10 protein-coding genes, 24 tRNA genes and 1 pseudogene are annotated in these 17,958 nt (G+C 51.9%); 33 read left to right on the plus strand and 2 right to left on the minus strand.

The annotated features are described in order from the left end of the window. Nucleotides 1-20: 20 nt before the first annotated feature. The 6 genes and pseudogenes from larC2 to J3482_RS15540 all read left to right on the plus strand — a co-directional run bounded on the left by larC2 (nt 21) and on the right by J3482_RS15540 (nt 5,382). On the plus strand, nt 21-1,211 hold the full coding sequence (gene larC2, locus J3482_RS15515; RefSeq protein WP_188332390.1) for a nickel pincer cofactor biosynthesis protein LarC2: 1,191 nt from the start codon (nt 21-23) through the stop codon (nt 1,209-1,211). Between the two features lie 69 nt (nt 1,212-1,280). Continuing rightward, a complete protein-coding gene (locus J3482_RS15520) occupies nt 1,281-2,810 on the plus strand; it encodes an L-lactate permease (RefSeq protein ID WP_188332389.1) in 1,530 nt (509 codons plus the stop codon). A gap of 1 nt (nt 2,811) precedes the next feature. Further along, nucleotides 2,812-3,840: a HoxN/HupN/NixA family nickel/cobalt transporter gene (locus tag J3482_RS15525; protein WP_146824649.1), complete on the plus strand. Its 1,029-nt coding sequence runs from the start codon at nt 2,812-2,814 to the stop codon at nt 3,838-3,840. A gap of 144 nt (nt 3,841-3,984) precedes the next feature. Then, nucleotides 3,985-4,567 (plus strand): annotated as a pseudogene (locus J3482_RS15530) (transposase). Nucleotides 4,568-4,717: 150 nt separating this feature from the next. Beyond that, complete coding sequence (locus J3482_RS15535) at nt 4,718-4,885, plus strand: hypothetical protein (protein WP_188332388.1); 168 nt, start codon at nt 4,718-4,720, stop codon at nt 4,883-4,885. Nucleotides 4,886-5,019: 134 nt separating this feature from the next. Further along, on the plus strand, nt 5,020-5,382 hold the full coding sequence (locus J3482_RS15540) for a hypothetical protein (protein WP_146824648.1): 363 nt from the start codon (nt 5,020-5,022) through the stop codon (nt 5,380-5,382). 659 nt (nt 5,383-6,041) lie between these two features. Here J3482_RS15540 and J3482_RS15545 read toward each other — a convergent pair. After that, nucleotides 6,042-7,223 (minus strand): MFS transporter, encoded by a 1,182-nt coding sequence (locus J3482_RS15545; RefSeq protein WP_146824647.1) that lies wholly within the window; start codon nt 7,221-7,223, stop codon nt 6,042-6,044. 337 nt (nt 7,224-7,560) lie between these two features. Here J3482_RS15545 and J3482_RS15550 point away from each other — a divergent pair. The 25 genes from J3482_RS15550 (at nt 7,561) to J3482_RS15670 (ending at nt 13,140) form a co-directional block, all read left to right on the plus strand. After that, a tRNA-Leu gene (locus J3482_RS15550) sits at nt 7,561-7,645 on the plus strand. 24 nt (nt 7,646-7,669) lie between these two features. Beyond that, nucleotides 7,670-7,746: transfer RNA gene (locus tag J3482_RS15555), tRNA-Arg, on the plus strand. A 7-nt stretch (nt 7,747-7,753) separates the two neighbouring features. Then, a tRNA-Gly gene (locus J3482_RS15560) sits at nt 7,754-7,827 on the plus strand. A gap of 95 nt (nt 7,828-7,922) precedes the next feature. Then, nucleotides 7,923-7,998 (plus strand) — tRNA-Ala (locus J3482_RS15565). A 3-nt stretch (nt 7,999-8,001) separates the two neighbouring features. Beyond that, nucleotides 8,002-8,076, plus strand: a tRNA-Asn gene (locus J3482_RS15570). Between the two features lie 4 nt (nt 8,077-8,080). Continuing rightward, nucleotides 8,081-8,156 (plus strand) — tRNA-Thr (locus tag J3482_RS15575). Between the two features lie 6 nt (nt 8,157-8,162). After that, nucleotides 8,163-8,237: transfer RNA gene (locus J3482_RS15580), tRNA-Glu, on the plus strand. Nucleotides 8,238-8,242: 5 nt separating this feature from the next. Continuing rightward, nucleotides 8,243-8,318: transfer RNA gene (locus tag J3482_RS15585), tRNA-Val, on the plus strand. Between the two features lie 3 nt (nt 8,319-8,321). Further along, nucleotides 8,322-8,396 (plus strand) — tRNA-Gly (locus J3482_RS15590). Between the two features lie 48 nt (nt 8,397-8,444). Next, nucleotides 8,445-8,519 (plus strand) — tRNA-Val (locus J3482_RS15595). A gap of 4 nt (nt 8,520-8,523) precedes the next feature. Then, nucleotides 8,524-8,616 (plus strand) — tRNA-Ser (locus J3482_RS15600). Between the two features lie 4 nt (nt 8,617-8,620). Then, nucleotides 8,621-8,697: transfer RNA gene (locus tag J3482_RS15605), tRNA-Met, on the plus strand. A 5-nt stretch (nt 8,698-8,702) separates the two neighbouring features. Next, a tRNA-Thr gene (locus tag J3482_RS15610) sits at nt 8,703-8,777 on the plus strand. Nucleotides 8,778-8,780: 3 nt separating this feature from the next. Next, a tRNA-Tyr gene (locus tag J3482_RS15615) sits at nt 8,781-8,864 on the plus strand. Nucleotides 8,865-8,931: 67 nt separating this feature from the next. Next, nucleotides 8,932-9,007 (plus strand) — tRNA-His (locus tag J3482_RS15620). 3 nt (nt 9,008-9,010) lie between these two features. Then, a tRNA-Gln gene (locus J3482_RS15625) sits at nt 9,011-9,085 on the plus strand. A gap of 1 nt (nt 9,086) precedes the next feature. Further along, nucleotides 9,087-9,163: transfer RNA gene (locus tag J3482_RS15630), tRNA-Arg, on the plus strand. Between the two features lie 7 nt (nt 9,164-9,170). After that, nucleotides 9,171-9,247, plus strand: a tRNA-Pro gene (locus J3482_RS15635). Nucleotides 9,248-9,297: 50 nt separating this feature from the next. Next, nucleotides 9,298-9,373, plus strand: a tRNA-Ala gene (locus tag J3482_RS15640). A 41-nt stretch (nt 9,374-9,414) separates the two neighbouring features. After that, nucleotides 9,415-9,488 (plus strand) — tRNA-Gln (locus tag J3482_RS15645). A gap of 75 nt (nt 9,489-9,563) precedes the next feature. After that, a tRNA-Lys gene (locus tag J3482_RS15650) sits at nt 9,564-9,639 on the plus strand. Nucleotides 9,640-9,644: 5 nt separating this feature from the next. Beyond that, nucleotides 9,645-9,738, plus strand: a tRNA-Ser gene (locus tag J3482_RS15655). Between the two features lie 15 nt (nt 9,739-9,753). Next, nucleotides 9,754-9,830, plus strand: a tRNA-Asp gene (locus tag J3482_RS15660). A 39-nt stretch (nt 9,831-9,869) separates the two neighbouring features. Then, a tRNA-Leu gene (locus tag J3482_RS15665) sits at nt 9,870-9,956 on the plus strand. 643 nt (nt 9,957-10,599) lie between these two features. Then, nucleotides 10,600-13,140 carry a beta-mannosidase gene (locus J3482_RS15670; protein WP_146824816.1) on the plus strand — a complete coding sequence of 847 codons (2,541 nt, stop codon included), beginning with the start codon at nt 10,600-10,602 and terminating at the stop codon, nt 13,138-13,140. A 109-nt stretch (nt 13,141-13,249) separates the two neighbouring features. Here the strand turns inward: J3482_RS15670 and J3482_RS15675 are convergent, their stop codons facing one another. Beyond that, a complete protein-coding gene (locus J3482_RS15675; RefSeq protein ID WP_223204329.1) occupies nt 13,250-14,545 on the minus strand; it encodes an amino acid permease in 1,296 nt (431 codons plus the stop codon). Nucleotides 14,546-14,806: 261 nt separating this feature from the next. On the opposite strand from J3482_RS15675, the gene J3482_RS15680 reads away from it, so the two are divergent. Together J3482_RS15680 and J3482_RS15685 are read left to right on the plus strand one after the other, a co-directional pair. Continuing rightward, nucleotides 14,807-15,922, plus strand: coding sequence for a Gfo/Idh/MocA family protein (locus tag J3482_RS15680; RefSeq protein WP_206922681.1), 1,116 nt, complete (start codon nt 14,807-14,809; stop codon nt 15,920-15,922). Between the two features lie 160 nt (nt 15,923-16,082). Beyond that, nucleotides 16,083-17,531 (plus strand): sedoheptulokinase, encoded by a 1,449-nt coding sequence (locus J3482_RS15685; protein ID WP_206922682.1) that lies wholly within the window; start codon nt 16,083-16,085, stop codon nt 17,529-17,531. Nucleotides 17,532-17,958: the final 427 nt, after the last annotated feature.

A 17,958-nucleotide genomic window follows, 5' to 3' on the forward strand; every position in this document is an offset into this window, starting at 1 on the left:
TTATTTTGGAGGAACCGATGATGGTGGTGCAGTTTGACTGTTTTGCAGGCGTGACAGAAACCGCGATAACTGGGGCGTGGCTAGCACTTGGCGCCGACGTTGCGCAACTTTGCCAGGTGGTCGCACGATTTGCGTCAGACGATATTTGCCGTGTCGAAGTGCGTCGCGGGGGGGTCAACGGCATCCAAGCGACGCAGGTGGACGTCGACGTCCTGGGTGCCGAGGAGCGCTTGTCACTTGCCCACGCGCGCACGATGGTTGGCAATAGTGCTCTACCAGCACCTGTGGTGGAGAAAATAGACGCGACCCTCCAGGCACTTGATACAGCGCGACAACAGGTGCATGGTGCGCTGCAGGAAGAGGATGCCTGGGTACACGCCATCAACATGGGGACGCTTGTCAGAATCGTCACCGCCATCTCGGGATGGTATCTGATAGGGCAGCCCACATGCCAAGTTTCGGAGGTCGTGGTTGGCACCGGGGTTGACCTGACGGCGGACGGACCGATAATTTACCCGTCAGCGGTGACGATAGAGCTGTTGACCGGATTTGTGACTCGTTCCCTTGCAGGCAGTGGTGCCTTGGTTTCCGAGCCAGGCGCGGCGATTCTGCGAAGTCTATGTCGGCAGGGGCCCGTGGCGTCACTGGTGACAGAGAAGGTTGGCTACAGTACGGACAGGCGAGCGACGCAAGTACCCGATATCATGAGAGCGCAACTGGGGCAGGCGGTTTCCCCTTCCGAAACAAGCGAGTCCCGCGCGTCTGTACCGGGACAGTTCATTGTCGAAACGAACATTGACGACATGAATCCCGAGTGGGCAGGATTCATTGTCCCGCGTTTGCTAGAAGTCGGTGCCTCTGATGCCTATTTAATGCCCATTATTATGAAAAAGGGGCGACCGGGTATTCAATTGCGGGTACTGTGCCGTGGAGATCGGTTAGAGGTCGTGAAACACGAAATTTTTCGGCAAACGTCCTCCATCGGACTGCGCTACTATGAAATTCAGAAGGAAGCGTTGTCTCGAAGATTTGAAAAAGTAGATACACCATACGGGGAAGTCACGGTGAAAATCGCCTACCGAGGGGATGCAGTGCTCAATGTGGCCCCGGAATATGAAGACTGCCGGGCACTCGCACAGGCACATGACATTCCGCTCAAACTAGTGTATCAGGCTGCACTACGTCAGATTGAGATGCAGTCGCAGGGGTGAACGGGATAACGTGAAGCACTGCAGAACGCAGTATATCACGTGGTTGATGACAGAAATGTGGTGATGGGTATGCCTTCATGGTTTGCTGTGCTAATGTCGGCGCTGCCCATCCTGGTTGCTTTGATTTTACTCATTGGCTTCAAGGTATCCAGTTTGCGCACGGCTGTGTGTGTTTACGTTTTGGCTGTTGTGCTAGCCACCATTCCGACTTCGTTTCAAATACCACTTGCCGCCATTGGTTTTGCATCCATGCAAGGGGTGTTACTTTCTCTTGTGATCGTGTTCGTACTCATTTTTGGATTGTTGCTATACAACGTTCTTCACACCGGTGGTGCCATTGAGACCATCTCGTCGGCGTTTACAAAACAGGCCCATCTGCCCGTTCAGCAGGCGCTTCTAATTTCCGCTGCACTCGGCCCGTTTTTGGAGGCGACGAGTGGATTTGGGATTGGGATTGTGATTGCAGCCCCCTTGTTCTTGGCTGTTGGATTTTCTCCGAGGAAAACCGTCCTGCTTTCTTTGTTGACACAGACGGCGGTTCCTTGGGGCGCTTTAGCGGTAGGGACGGTCATTAACGCAGAGTTGTCGGATGTCTCACTTCATCAACTCGGGGTGACGAGTGCGCTTGCGACCATCCCGTTGTATCTCATGTACACTGTTGCGGTGGTGGTCATCGCGGGGGGATGGACAGGAGTTCGTCAATATAAAGGCACGATTGTCGCAGTTTGGCTGTTGCTTTCGGTTTGTACTTGGGCGACCAACGCGTTTATCTCAACACAGTTGGCTGCTGTCGTCGCTGGCGCTGTCACAGCTGCTGCGTTGCTCGGATACTGGAGGCTCGTGCATGGTTCCACGAGAACTGTAAACACGGAAACCGCTGCGGCGGTTGACAGTACATCGTCCTCGCATGTGTCATTGGTGCGAGCGGGCTTACCTTATGCGATTCTGGTTGGCTACCTCGTCTGCACGAGTTTGATACCAGTGGTTTCAAGCTTTGCAAATGGTGTGTTGGTCTTGCGGCTGCCTGCGTTTGGGTACCGTCTTGCCTTGTTGGACAATCCAGGTTTTGCGCTGTTTTTGACCTCCGTCGTGGCGGTGATTATCTATCGGTTGTCGTGGACTCAGGCGTGTCGGTGCTTTGTAAACACATTGCGGCAAGCGTACCCGGCAGTGGTTTCCACGGTGGGGTTTGTCGCTATGTCGACGGTGATGCAGAAAGCAGGCATGATCAATTGTATTTCAAGTGCCTTGGCTTTTTTGTTCGGAGGGAGCTTTTTGCTCGTCTCGCCGCTCATTGGTGGGCTTGGCGGATTCATCAGCGGCAGTAACAGCGCAGCCAATGCCATGCTTGCGCCATTTCAGAGCGCCATGGCCCATAAACTTCATAGCTCGGCGTTGCTGTATGCGACGTCTCAGAACGTCTCTGCCGCCAATATGAGTTATGCTTCTCCGTCTCGCATTTCGCTGGCGACCGTCGTTTCGAAGCAGGTGGGGAAAGAGGGCGAGTTCATTCGGAAAGTACTTCCCTTGTCCCTGGCAGCGGTCGCGATGGTAATGGTCTTTAACGTGATGTTTTGGGTTTTCATCAAATCGATTTGACATGTTCAGTGGAGGGAGGCATCGTCGCGTGGATAGAAGCTGGATAAAATACATGCTCGTCGTCGCGCTTTTACATGCCATTGGAATTGGAAGTCTTATCGTTTGCAGTCGGCGTGATTCAGCATTGTTCGGTCTGGGCGTACTGGCCTATACGTTCGGACTGCGCCATGCGTTCGATGCGGACCACATCGCAGCGATTGACAACACGGTCAGAAAGTTGATTGAGCAAAAGGAACGCCCGTCGGGTGTGGGATTTTATTTCTCCATTGGCCATTCGACCATCGTGTTTGTATTGGCCATTGGGACAGCATTGGCTACGCATTGGGTTGAACACAGCGTTCCGCAACTTGAAAAGTACGGGGGATTATTGGGGACGACCATCTCCGGTATCTTTTTGCTGCTGATTGGTGGGCTGAATCTGATTGTGCTCATCAGCATGTGTCGACTGTTTACGGCGATTGGCCGCCGGGCGTCTCACTTCGAGTCCATGGAGACGTTATTGCAATCGCGAGGTTTTTTCAGTCGCTTCCTCACGCCATGGATGAAGTTTATCAACAAAAGTTGGCATGCCTACCCTGTCGGGGTTCTCTTTGGCCTCGGTTTTGATACCGCGACGGAAGTGGCGTTGTTGACTATCTCATCTCTCGCAGTGAGACAAAGTCATTCTGTCGTCTCGGTTTTGACACTTCCCATTTTGTTCGCCGCCGGCATGAGTCTGTTGGACACCGCTGATGGGATATTGATGGTTGGTGCGTATCGGTGGGCATTCACAACCCCGTTACGAAAGCTGTATTACAACGTGTCCGTAACAGGCTTGTCCGTCGCTGCAGCAGTGTTGATTGGATTGGTTGAAGTGGGACAGGTCATTGGCGAGAAGGGCGGATTTAAGGGACCGTTTTGGAACTGGCTACAGGGTATCGACTTCGGGGAACTGGGCTACTGGTTGTGCGCATTGTTTCTGGTGACGTGGGCTTTGTCGTTCGGCGTTTGGAAGGTGTTTCGCTTTGAGTCGAGGTGGTCTGGCCCGTGAAGGGCGTGCCCGGCCCCTGGCACCCTGCCTGATTGTCCTAATAAGACGACATATACACCTCCAATTACACACTGGTGCTAGGTTAAAAGAGTGGACACAACGAATCAAGAATGTAATAATAAGGAAATTTGAGGTGACCACGTGATGAAGCAATATGACAAGGAATTCAAACTGCATGCTGTTCAATTGGTGTCGGAGAGCGGGAAGCCGGCGAGCCAAGTAGCTCGTGAACTGGGTATATCCCAAAAGACGTTGTACGGCTGGATGTCGAAGTTCAAGGAGGATCCGTCTACCCCGTTCGTTGGCAGCGGGAACCTCAAGCCGGATGCGAAGGCCCTGCGGGATCTTGAACGGGAGAATCGCGAACTGCGAGAGGAAAATGCCATCTTAAAAAAGCGGCGCGCATCTTCATGAACGACCGGAAGTAAGGTACCAATTCATCGACAGATACCGCTCCAAATTTTCGGTTGAGAAGATGTGCAAGATGTTGGATGTATCTCGGAGCAACTGTTTTGATAATGCGTGTATCGAGTCGTTTCACAGCATCATCAAGCGTGAACTCATCTATCTGGAAAAGTTCAAAACGCGTAAGCAAGCCATACAACGAATTTTCGAATACATCGAAATCTGGTACAACCGGGAGCGTGTTCACTCGTCCATCGACTTTCTATCACCGGCTGAGTATAAAAGAAGATATTCCCATACTCAACAGGCTGAAGCAAGCTGAGTAGGTACCTACCAGAATATGAAGACTTACAAATTCTCTGTTTGGGGTGTCCATTTTATTGACTTAATACCAATGAGAGCACTTGTCGGGTTCGAATACATCGTGCTCGTGATTTTTTAAAAAATGAAGTGGCCGAGGAGGAAATCTTAGATGCACTCTCAACGCTCCGATGACATGATTGAACATTTGTTAAAGAGTGACAAATTTCCTGAAATACCAGATTCGATTTCTATGTCCATAATTAAAACAGAAATTGAGTCACGTGGTAATCAAATGAAAAAAAAGAACATTACTAAATACAAAAAATGGGGATTATAGCAGCCGGAGTAGCCATTATAGGATTCTGTACTCCGTTTATAGTATCTAGTCGCTTCACAGTAGACGCAACTCCAACGCCACTAGGTAAATTGACTATTGTAAAACAGAGCCCCGCACTAAATGAGTTGAAAAATATGAATGTACAGGTAAGTAACTCCCAAATTCATGCCAAAGTAAGTGCCGAGGAAATTATCAATCAACTGGCTCAAAAGCAGTATTTTAGTGAACAAAAAGCTACAACTATTGAGGCAACATATTATGTGATTTCTCGGGTACCAAAGGAATTGGTTAATCCAAACGTTATAAGCTCTGATCCGGTAATTAAAGTGTCGGGAGATTATCTTTACAACATCCCTGTTTGGGTTATTAGGTTCAATGGGGTTCACCCTCCAATGTCTACCGGACTAGGCATTCATCACTCATCCCCAAAGCAGCAGGCAGTTGACACTGTGTTTGATGCTACAACCGGTAAGGTTATTATTGGATTTTCATCCTGATATAGTATTATAAAGAGTACAAAAACGTACGCTAAGCAGAAAGTGGCGTGGAAGGTGGATTCTTTGTTTAGCGTACGAGATTTGCGTTTTGCTGGCGGTACCCAATAAGGATTCTAGTCAACAAAAGACGGATTTAAAATGGGAAATTATATATTGTGGATAACGTGTTCGGGCAGTCTAATTTGAACACAATGTAGTTGTGTTTCTTTCGGGGATAAAGCGTAAACGTAAAGGGACCTCAGGATTTTCCTAAAAGGTCCTTCGTTTGAAGAGCGAACGGCGGGGTGACTTGCTCCCGCATCTCTTAATCCTAAAAAGGGGGGCGGCGACCGCCCGTTCTGCCCTCAACCGCTCTTACGCATGATACGTTTGTTGGTCCAATTTTTATATAATTCTTGTACCATGTCGGTAGTTCAGCAATGAGCAATTTGCTCCGTAACAGTACCAATTGGTATCGGTTTGCGACGGATTCCAAATTAATATTTGGTGTTATACGCGTGCGATTGTCGGCTCTTGAAGATGGCCGTTGCGCGTATGGCCGGCACCCTGCCTGCATGCCTATGCAGACATTCCCCTCGCCGCGCACGCGGCATGTGCAGGGTCTTCGTCATCACCTACGGGTCACCAAGACCCCATGTGCGTATCCCAAAACTCGCCAATCAACTGAAAACTTTGCGAGTCCAAGCAGAACCCAGATAAACAATTACAGCTAGTGTTGCCAGGAGCAGGAATGTGAATCCAGCCAACAGCCAGAGATTTTGGTTCACGCTCAACTGGTCCATGCAGTAACCGAAAATTCCCGGCAGGGCTGCACCTCCTACGCCGGCAAACACGGTGACCCACCGCGTGACGCGTGACCCTTGTCCTGGAAATGTGTGATTGGCGTAGACCAAAGTGATCACGTAGATCCCTGACATGCTGAGTCCAATAAAGCAACTAATGACGTAAAATAGGCTGATGCTTCGCCAACTTGCCATGACCATGACAAATAGGAGCGTTGCGCCGATGCTGGTAAGAAGAAACTGCGAGTAATTTACTTTTCGAATCGCCCATCCAGTTAAGGTGCGACCAACGACCATCGACGTCCAAAATGCTGTCACAGTGAGGGAGGCCACGTCCGCCCTTTGCCCCAAGTATGACATGAAAATGGCGGGGAGGAAGTTGTTAAAGCACGATTCTAGTCCGACATAGAGTAATATCATGAAGAGAAAGAGTGCCATAAATACAACCTTCGATTGCGTGCTTGTTACCTTTGGGGCACGTGTGTAAGCATCCATCGGCCCTTCGTTTGCATTTGACTCTGGGTTGATTGGCACAAACGGCCAAGCGAGCGAAATCAATAGCGCAAAGATCCCGACAACCCAAAATCCCACTTGCCAAATGTGTACGGCGAGCAGTCGACTTTCACAAAGTGGAATAAGGAGACAGCCTAAACCGAATGCGACTTCCAATCGACTCATGATGACCGCTCGTCTCCCTTCAAACCATTCTATCATCGACGAGGCAATCGTGGTCTGGGTCATGGCCAAACCAACTCCGTTTAAGCAGGACATCAAGAGGGCGACTGGCAACCATGGTAAACAGCCGATGGTGGTTTCCGCGACGCCTATGCACAAACCGGCCAGTAAGATGGCGATTCGGTGTCCATATCGCTTCACAATGATTGCAGAGGCAGGCACACCAAGTAGATAGCCAGCGAATTGCAATAGTACAAATACGCCGCCTAGTGCATAGGAAACATGGTAGTGCGCGAGGAAGGGGGCCAAGACCGTTCCAAGCACGGCCGTAGCCAGCCCATTCATCAAATACATTCCGCAGGACATCCATACATATGCCCGCATCGTAGCATCTACTCCTTAAGTGGCGTTCGATATACGTGTTGTGTCTTTTGCTGTCTATCGCGTAATGCCCGCATCGGGTAGACGCATTTCGTATGGATTATACGGCCAGGGAGCTTGTGTATTCAACGATGTGATTTAATGATCTCGGATCACAGGTGGGTTCAGAAGGTGCCCGTGATGCAAGTGAGAAACTCGACGTGCCTTCAAAACACTGGGGTGTCAAGGCTTCAAATTGTCAATTAAAATTCTATTTGACCATTTCTTCGAACCGTGTTATCATACATCTCGCTCTCCTATATCGCGGCTTTTCGCGATGTGGACTAGCGTCACAATTTATGTCGAAGTGGCGGAATCGGCAGACGCGCACGTTTGAGGGGCGTGTGGGGAAACCCGTGCGGGTTCAAGTCCCGCCTTCGACACCATCCGTCCAAAGGTGAGTCTCATTTGTGTCCGTAGCTCAGCTGGATAGAGCAACAGCCTTCTAAGCTGTGGGTCGCGGGTTCGAATCCCTCCGGACACGCCAAAGACGTGCGGGTGTAGTTCAATGGTAGAACTTCAGCCTTCCAAGCTGATAGCGTGGGTTCGATTCCCATCACCCGCTCCATGGTAACTTATTTGGAACAAAGGCGCTTGTAAGTTACAGTTCTAGTGCCGTCATTTTGTTTTAACGATGATGGACAAGTATTCGCCTGTCGATGTGGGGGTATAGCTCAGCTGGGAGAGCACCTGCCTTGCAAGCAGGGGGTCGTCGGTTCGAATCCGTCTACCTCCACCACATTCCTCGATAGCTCAGCGGTAGAGCATCCGACTGTTAATCGGAGGGTCGTAGGTTCGAATCCTACTCGGGGAGCCAATCTGCTCCCATAGCTCAGTTGGCAGAGCGCATCCATGGTAAGGATGAGGTCACCAGTTCAAGCCTGGTTGGGAGCTCCAGTACATGGCCCCATGGTCAAGCGGTTAAGACACCGCCCTTTCACGGCGGTAACGCGGGTTCGAATCCCGCTGGGGTCACCACGAGTGGGTGCTTAGCTCAGCTGGGAGAGCATCTGCCTTACAAGCAGAGGGTCGGCGGTTCGAGCCCGTCAGCGCCCACCACACGCGGAAGTGGCTCAGGGGTAGAGCATCGCCTTGCCAAGGCGAGGGTCGCGGGTTCGAATCCCGTCTTCCGCTCCATGATGAGGCGTTTATTAGACGTGGTGTACAATATCACGTCCGCCTCGTGCGGCTATAGCTCAGAGGGAGAGCACCACCTTGACACGGTGGGGGTCATAGGTTCAATTCCTATTAGCCGCACCATCGCGGAGAGATGTCCGAGTTGGTCGAAGGAGCACGATTGGAAATCGTGTAGGCGGCTAAAACCGTCTCAAGGGTTCGAATCCCTTTCTCTCCGCCACTGTGGCGGCGTAGCTCAGCTGGTTAGAGCACACGGTTCATACCCGTGGCGTCGGTGGTTCGAATCCACTCGCCGCTACCACAAATGCCACCTTGGCTCAGGGGTAGAGCGGCTCACTCGTAATGAGCAGGTCGTCGGTTCAAATCCGACAGGTGGCTCCATCCGGAGGGGTACCAAAGTGGCCAACTGGGGCGGACTGTAAATCCGTTGCGAAAGCTTCGAAGGTTCGAATCCTTCCCCCTCCACCATGATGTGAATGAAACTCGTGTGGATATTTGGTATACTGCATGAGAAACGCATCTTAAGGATGATATGGTGAGTGTGGCGAAGGGGTTAACGCACCGGATTGTGATTCCGGCATGCATGGGTTCGATTCCCATCACTCACCCCACGTTGGGGAATAGCCAAGCGGTAAGGCAACGGTTTTTGGTACCGTCATGCGAAGGTTCGAATCCTTCTTCCCCAGCCATGTGCCCTTAGCTCAGCTGGATAGAGCGTTTGACTACGAATCAAAAGGTCGGGAGTTCGAATCTCTCAGGGCACGCCATCTATAACGGAGCATAGCGCAGCTTGGTAGCGCGCCTGCCTTGGGAGCAGGAGGTCGTGGGTTCGAATCCCGCTGCTCCGACCAATCGATGTTGCTTTAGCGAGATCGATAATGGGACGTGCGAGTACAATTTCGGGGGTATAGCTCAGCTGGGAGAGCACCTGCCTTGCAAGCAGGGGGTCGTCGGTTCGAATCCGTCTACCTCCACCAAAGTTAGGCTTGATATTGTAGTCAAGCACTGACAAACTCGATGCCGAATGGTGTAATGGTAGCACGACTGACTCTGACTCAGTTAGTCTAGGTTCGAGTCCTAGTTCGGCAGCCATCGTCGTGACTGGTTTCATCCTTATGGGATGCCAGTCGCCGACTGATTGACTTGGGCGGTATCGTCCTTGAAAGTGGGTCATTAGCTCAATTGGCAGAGCATCCGACTCTTAATCGGCAGGTTGAAGGTTCGATTCCTTCATGACCCACCACATATGGAGTGATGGCCGAGTAGGTCGAAGGCGCTCGCCTGCTAAGCGAGTATACGGTGAATAACCGTATCGAGGGTTCGAATCCCTCTCACTCCGCCAGCAGTTTGATATCGCGGAGCTGTGGTGTAGAGGCCTAACATGCCTGCCTGTCACGCAGGAGATCGCGGGTTCGAATCCCGTCAGCTCCGCCAGACTCAAAACGGTGGCACATAAGCGTGTCCCCTGTATATGCGGTCGTGGCGGAATTGGCAGACGCGCAAGATTCAGGTTCTTGTGGGGGCAACCCCGTGGAGGTTCAAGTCCTCTCGACCGCACCAAATGAGTTTGTGCTATGCTCGCTTAATCACCCTGCCAACAGCCTCCGCAGTCGCACGCGGGAGTCCCAGGATCTTAGCTACATACCCTTATAAGACATATCAACTGAAAAGCCGCCGGATTAGGTCGAAAAAATGCCCTGTTCGGCGCCTTTGGCCTTGATTTCCGCTGGTTTTGCGGGCACAAGGTAATTTTTGCGCTAAATGTTGTGAATTTTCTGCGGTGTCGAGAATATGGCGGATTTTCTGCACTAAGTTGGCCTGGCAGGCACCGCCCCGTGCTGCCCTTGTGCCCCGGTTACCCCCACCCACTGCCACGGGGGCGACCATCGACGTCGCACACGTACACACATGAAGCTAGCTAGAAGTTTCTATTCTGTTTCGTAAATGTGCGGATGTAGTCTCTGTTGTAGCTAGTTGATGGATATTTCTACGCATTCCACCGCGCTACTCAATGACATTCCCTAAAAGTTAGGTTTTGTTAGCCTTATTTTACTCTACAAAAGTGACCTGTGTTGTGGTACATTGCAAGGCGTAGAGATTCTTTGTTAGCGCTAACAGTTTGGGAGTGCAGGTAGGGGTTAGGCTGTTATTTTATGGCCGACGAGCTGGTCGTACTTGCGCTGGTCAAAAGCAGGAGGGCATCATGGGGGAAAATAGAAGCACGATTGGCAACTGGCAGTTTAAAGCTGCTGACGAATCCGATTGGCTGCCGGCGCAGGTTCCAGGATGTGTGCATACGGATTTGCTGCGCAATGGGCGCATTCCTGATCCGTTCTATGGGACAAACGAGGGTGATTTGCAGTGGATTGATAAGAAGGATTGGGAATACACGAGCCAGTTTGACGTGTCGGCGGATGTGCTGGCCAACACGCATGTCGAGATGGTGTTTGCTGGTTTGGATACGTATGCAGACGTCTACCTGAACAATCAATTGATTTTGTCTGCAAATAATATGTTTCGGACGTGGCGCGCGGACGTGAAAGCGCTGCTCAAGGCGACGGGCAATGTGCTCAGGGTGTATTTCCGCTCGCCCATCCAGGAGGATTTGCTGAAATTGGAGAAGTTGGGCTACGCGCTGCCGGCTACGAATGATCAGTCGGAACGCGGAGGTCTTGGCGATAAGCGGGTCAGTGTGTTCGCCCGGAAAGCGCCTTATCACTACGGGTGGGACTGGGGTCCGCGCTTTGTGACGAGTGGCATCTGGCGTGACGTCTGGTTGGAAGCTTGGTCAGGGGCGCGTATGACAGATTTCTTTATCCAGCAGGACGACGTAAAGCACTCTCGCGCGAAGCTGACTGCCGTCCTCGCGGTGGAAGTCGACGAGGATTTTGCAGGAACCATTCAGATTCGGACCGATGGTGCCGATGTGAGCCAAGCCGTCGAGTTGCGCACGGGGATCAATCGGGTGGAAGTGAATATCGTGCTGGAGAATCCGGCACTGTGGTGGTCGCGCGGCCTAGGGGAACAAGCGTTGTATACGTTTACGGCGACATTGTTGCGTGGTGCGCACGAGGTGGCCCACCAGTCGACTCGAACAGGTTTACGATCCCTACGCCTTGTTCGCGAGAAAGACGCCGATGGGACTTCGTTCTATTTCGAGCTCAATGGCGTGCCAGTGTTTGCAAAAGGTGCGAATCATATCCCCAATGACAGTTTCCTCACGGAAGTGACATACGAACGCTATCAGCATGAGATTGTGACAGCTGTCGAGTCGAACATGAATATGCTGCGCGTTTGGGGTGGCGGCATCTATGAAGATGATGCGTTTTATGACCTGTGTGATGAATACGGAATTCTGGTCTGGCAGGATTTTATGTTCGCCTGCAGCATGTATCCAGGGGACGAACCCTTCTTGGAAAACGTCCGCCTGGAAGCGCAAGAGAATGTCACGCGGCTCAGGAACCATCCATGTATTGCGTTGTGGTGTGGGAACAACGAAATAGACACGGCCTGGTCGCAGTATGATGAGAACGCCGGTTGGGGCTGGAAACAGCAGTATTCGCCAGAAATTCGGGCAAAAATTTGGGCGGACTACGAAGCGATTTTTCATCGTATCTTGCCCGAGGTGATTGAGCGCCTTGCGCCAGGTGCTGCTTATTGGCCGTCGTCGCCAATGCAAGGGTTGACCCATGACAAACATCAGCATGCGCGCAACGACTCGACTTCCGGAGATATTCACTATTGGGGTGTTTGGCACGCTGTTGAGCCGTTTGCAAACTATAACGTCTATCTCGGACGGTTCATGAGTGAATATGGTTTTCAATCGTTTCCTGAGTTGAAAACGGTCCAGACGTACGCAGATGCGGCGGATATGGCGTTGGAATCAGACGTGATGCGTTGGCATCAACGCAGTGGCGACGGCAATCGACTGATTAAAGAGTACATGGATATTTATTTCAAACAGCCGAAGGATTTTTCGTCGTTTCTGTATATGAGTCAGGTCTTGCAGGCTGAGGCCATCAAAATGGCGATGGAGGCACATCGTCGCAAAAAACCGTTTTGTATGGGGACGCTCTATTGGCAGATGAACGATTGTTGGCCTGTGGCTTCATGGTCGAGCATGGACTATTACGGCCGCTGGAAGGCGCTGCAATATTACGCGAAAAAGAGTTTTCGCGACGTGTCCGTGTCCATTGGTGGGACGGACGACTTGGTTGAAGTTCACGTGATTTCCGACATTCTGGACGCTACGGTCGGGACGCTTTCCATGAAGGTGTTTGACTTTGCCGGTCATCGTCTGCACGAGCGAGTTGAATCGGTGTCGGTACCAGGCAATACGGCAAGCGTCGTCTATGCTGCGCCTGTCTCGACATTTGTCGGCAATCATGCTGCAAGTGACGTCGTATTGGTTGTCACGTTGGAGCAAGATGGAGAAGTTGTCGATGCGAAGGAGCACTATTTTGTCCCAGCCAATCAAATTTCGCTGCAAATGCCAACCATTACGGTGCGGGAGGTCGGGGGCAGTGGTGGATCGACATTTGTACTCGATACCGACATCCTGGCGAAAAACGTTTGGATTTCCTCGGAAGAGGACGGGATTTTCTCCGATAATTATTTCGATTTAATCCCAGGCGTAGCGAAGACGGTTCAGTTTTTGCAAAGACCAAGTGGTGAGAATCGCTTCCGACCGGCTTCTGCAGGGACGATTGCGGTTCACTCGATGGCGGAGTTTATTCAGCAGTAAGAATCGGATGAAGGGCGTCAAGGCGGGAGGGAAGCTCATCGGCTTCATCTCCCGTTTGGCGCAATTTGTGTAGGTATGATCTGCTCGCGTGACGTCGGATAACGATACGTCAAGACTTCGCGCGTGTGAACAGATAACTAATGGCAATCACGGCAACGCAACCAAAGCTGACGATAGTCCCTGCGACAGCCGAGGTGACTATCACCGCGATGAAGATAGCGACGAGGGCGGCGAGGGCCAAAATAGTTGTCGGTTTCGCACCTGTGTTTCGCCATTGACTGACGAGCAGGAGCATCCAGACCATCATCACCGTGTATCCAGGAATCACCATCAAATCATTGAACGTGTTGCTGCCCGCAAAAAAGGCGACAGCGACGCCTACGTACAGAAAGAGGGTGCTAAATAATAAGGACGTGACAGGCACGTTGTGTTGGTTTGTCTTGCGGAAGAGCTTGGGCACAAATCCGTCCATTGCTTGCGTGTACAGCATTCGGCTGGTTGCGTACATCCCTGTATTGATGGCGGACAGTACCGCTGTGAGCATGACAAAGTTCATGATTCCGCCGACGTACGGAATGCCGATTTGGGAAAAGACCGTGACAAATGGACTTTGTGTACCGCCGACTTGTGACCAGGGGATAAGGCACACAATCACGGCAATCGGCAATAAGTAAAATAGCAAAATCCGAACAATGACGTTGCGTGCGGCGCGAGGAATGGTTTGTTCAGGATTCTCCGTTTCCCCGAGCGTCATACCAATCATTTCGATGCCGCCAAAGGAGAACATGACAACCAGCATGGCCGCTGCGACTCCGTCGATACCATGCGGGAAAAAGCCGCCGTGTCCAACTAAGTTGTGGCTGATTTGCCTGCCTGAGTAGCGAGTGGCTAGGACAATAGCGCCAAAGATGATAAATAAGGATAAGGTCACAATCTTGACGGCTGCGAGCCAATACTCTGTCTCGCCGAAGATGCGGACAGGCGTCAAATTGAGAAGGGTCATTGCGATAGCGACCAGCAGTGCCAAGACCCATAGTGGAACTGAGGGAAACCAGTACTGCAAAAAAGTGCTTGCTGCAGCTGTCTCGGCTGCCATGACAAGAACCCAGTCAAGCCAGTAAATCCAGCCGGCGACATAGCCTGCGAAGGGCCCTAAGATAGGCTCAATCAAGCCTTTAATCGTGGTGGCCTGTGGATATCGCAGGGCGATGGCGGCGAGTCCGCGCATCACGACCAAGAGAATGAGTCCCCCGATGAGGTAGGTGATGAGTACGCTTGGGCCTGCGATGTGAATGGATGAACTGCTCCCTTGAAAAATCCCAGCTCCGATGGTGCCGCCGAGCGCCATCATGAGGATGTGACGCGATTTGAGGTTTCGCGCCAGGTTTGAATCTGATTTACTCAACGCTTCGAATCTCCTCTCCATACCTGAGACTTTGTCTATGTATAGGCTCCTGGTGGCGCCGTTTATTGTACTACAATCGGGTGGAGATTATCGGATCGCCGAAAAACGCGGCGACATCGAAACTTCCGAAAATACAGGATAAGCGTTGTCTTCTTTTGTATAACGAGTAGACTAATTAGGGCAGAGTGATGCGGAATACCGCGGGGAGCACCCAGCAATCGGTTGGTTGTGCAACCGGTTTCGGAAAAGGAGGACGTGTGTGTGGAGCGTGCAAAGGTAGGCATTATCGGCTGTGGCAACATTAGTGAAATTTATTTTAAGAACTGTTTGGCATTCGGCTTGGATGTAGTCGCCTGTGCCGATCTCGACGTTTCCCGCGCGAAAAGTCGCGCTGAGCAATTTGACATCCCGAAGGCTTGCAGTGTCGAGGAATTGTTGGCAGATGAAGGCGTCGAATTCGTCATAAATTTGACTGTTCCGAGTGCGCACGCGAATGTGTCCATGAGCGCGCTGCAGGCGGGCAAGCACGTTCATTCGGAGAAGCCACTGGCTCTCAACTTGGAAGAAGGTTTAGCACTATTAGCTTTCGCGAAAGATAAGAACCTTCGCGTTGGTGCGGCTCCGGATACGTTTCTGGGGAGTGCTATACAGACGTCTAGAAAGTTGATAGACGATGGCTGGATTGGTCAACCGGTCGCTGCAACCGCATTCATGGTCGGGCACGGCGTGGAGTCGTGGCACCCGAACCCAGATTTCTTCTACCAGCCCGGTGGCGGCCCGATGTTTGATATGGGGCCGTATTACCTCACGGCACTCGTCAATTTATTGGGGCCTGTACGGCGACTCACTGGACTGACGCAGGTGACGTTCCCAGAGCGCACCATTACGACCGCATCGAGATTTGGTGAAAAGATTCCCGTGAACGTGCCGACGCATGTGACGGGTCTGCTCGAATTTGAACAAGGTGCAATCGGAACCATCATCACGTCGTTTGACGTGTGGCACGCTGAACTTCCGCGAATCGAAATTTATGGGACGGAGGGGACGTTGAGTGTGCCGGATCCGAATTATTTTACTGGCAGCGTACGGGTGCGCCGCAAGGGTGCAACAGCGTGGAGCGAGGTCGCGCACCTATTTGGGTTCGAGGAGAACAGCCGCGGGCTGGCTGTAGCCGATATGGTCGATGCGGTTCGCAACGGCAGACCCCATCGCGCCAGTGGCGAACTGGCGTTGCACATTGTCGAACTGATGGAGGGAATTCACGTTTCTGCGCAATCGGGTCGGCACTATGACGTGCAATCGCGCTGCGAAAGACCGGCTCCTTTTTCAGTCGGCTTTGATGAACAAGCTTTGCGCTTGATTCTCGGCGGCAAGTGAGGTCAGGTGAAGACACATGATAGCTGTAAAATAGAGGTGGCGGGCGCAATGGCGCCCGTTTTTCTTTTTTTGTCGCCTATCTTTAGTCCACAGCGGCGAGTGTTGTAAAGTGAAGGGCGAGACGTTGTGGTGATGGATGTGGAAGATGGGGGATGAAGCGGTGAAGCTGTTAGACATCGACGTGGGCACGACGTCGATTTGCGGTGTCGTAGTGGATACGGCGGTGAGCGGCGTGGTAGATACGGTGACGCGAGCGAACGATAGTCAACTCGTGATTCGGGTGGAAGATGAACTGCAAGATGCAAATCGCATTATGCACATTGTGGAGGACATCTTGTCAGAGACCCTGCAGCGGCACAGGGAAATCCGGGCCATTGGTGTGTCAGGACAAATGCATGGTATTGTCTATGTAAATGCGCAGGGGATGCCGGTGAGCCCCTTGTACACCTGGCGGAATAACCTGGGGACGCGTATGTACAAGGGGGAGATGACTTATGCGGATTCTCTCTATGAGCGCACGGGTTACCGAGTGCCGAGTGGGTACGGTTTATTGACGCATTATGCACATGTTTTCGAGCGGCAGGTGCCAAAAGACGCAGTGGCACTCTGCACAATTGCCGATTACGTCACCATGCGTTTAAGTGGCTTGTCCCGCCCGGTTACGGACGTAACACTTGCTGCATCGTTAGGTCTTTTTGACGAGCGCCGTCTCAACTTCGATGTCGAGGCACTTGACCACGCAGGGATTGAGTTGTCCTTCATTCCGGAAGTCGCACCTTCATGCAGTGTGATTGGTCGGACGCGTGCCGGGATTGCCGTGACGAACGCCATCGGTGACAATCAGGCCGCTCACCTGGGCTCGGTTCGCTCGCTCGCCGATACCTTGTTGGTGAACGTGGGAACAGGTGCGCAGGTTTCCCTGATGGTGCCGGAGTACATGGTCGTCGAAGGGTTTGAGACGCGACCATTTCTTTTTCACAACTACTTGCTTGTGGGGGCGACGTTGAGCGGAGGCGGCGCATACGCACTTGTGGAGTCGTTTTTTCGGCAAGTACTCGAGTTGTTTGGCGCATCCGTTCAAGTATCTTTGTACGAGACGATGGAGCGTGCACTGCAGAAAGGTTTGCGTGACGCGAAGGACACCTCGGTGCGCAAGTTTGGCCATTTTATGGGGGAGCGTCCGTCGCATACGACGTTACAGGTCTCGCCGAAGTTTTTTGGAACGAGACAATCGCCACAGGAGCGCGGCGCCATTATGAACATCGGTGTGGATAATTTTACGCCAATCGATCTCATGATGGGTGTTTTGCACGGCGTAGTCTCTGAGTTGTTTGCGTATTATCAGCTGTTGCCAAGCGCATTGCGATCAAGCATCCAACACGTGGTGGGCGCAGGCAACGCCATTCGCAAGAGTCCGTACATGGCCCGGTTGATGGCTGAAGTATTTGGTCAATCATTACTGGTTCCGCGCCATCAAGAAGAGGCGGCTGTCGGTGCAGCGCTGTGTGGCGGCAAGGCAATCGGGTGTTTCTCATCGTTTGACGAGATGACCAGTGCAATTCACTACGCCAACGCTGAGTGGGTGGATGAATTTCCGGGGGATCTGTGAGTGTATCGCGTGGTTGTAGAGCAGTTGCGAGGGGGTGCAGCCGAGTCACAGAAGGCAGCAGAGCATCGCCTCGACACGATAAGTCTTCATAAAATCAAAGCGGAATAAATTTCTATTGCCCATTTCGATCACTCTATGCTATATTACTTATCGTCACTTTGCGGTGCTCGACACCGACAAGTTATCTGATCACTTCGGTGATGAAAAAACTTACCAGTGACAACGAACGTCAGTTCGTGATATTGTACTTAGGCTGCTTCGACAGAGGCGGCACTTGCTCGAAAGAATCACGTCATCTGATTTCGCGTTATGCTTCGCTGAATCAGCATTCGTGGGGCTTTCATAGCAGGTTTGGTTCCTTGAAAACTGAACACACACGCCTAAAAGTTTCGGTCGACGTGACCTTGGTCACAGCGACGATGGAAAC

This window comes from Alicyclobacillus suci, from assembly GCF_017329615.1.
GTDB classification, from domain to species: domain Bacteria; phylum Bacillota; class Bacilli; order Alicyclobacillales; family Alicyclobacillaceae; genus Alicyclobacillus; species Alicyclobacillus suci.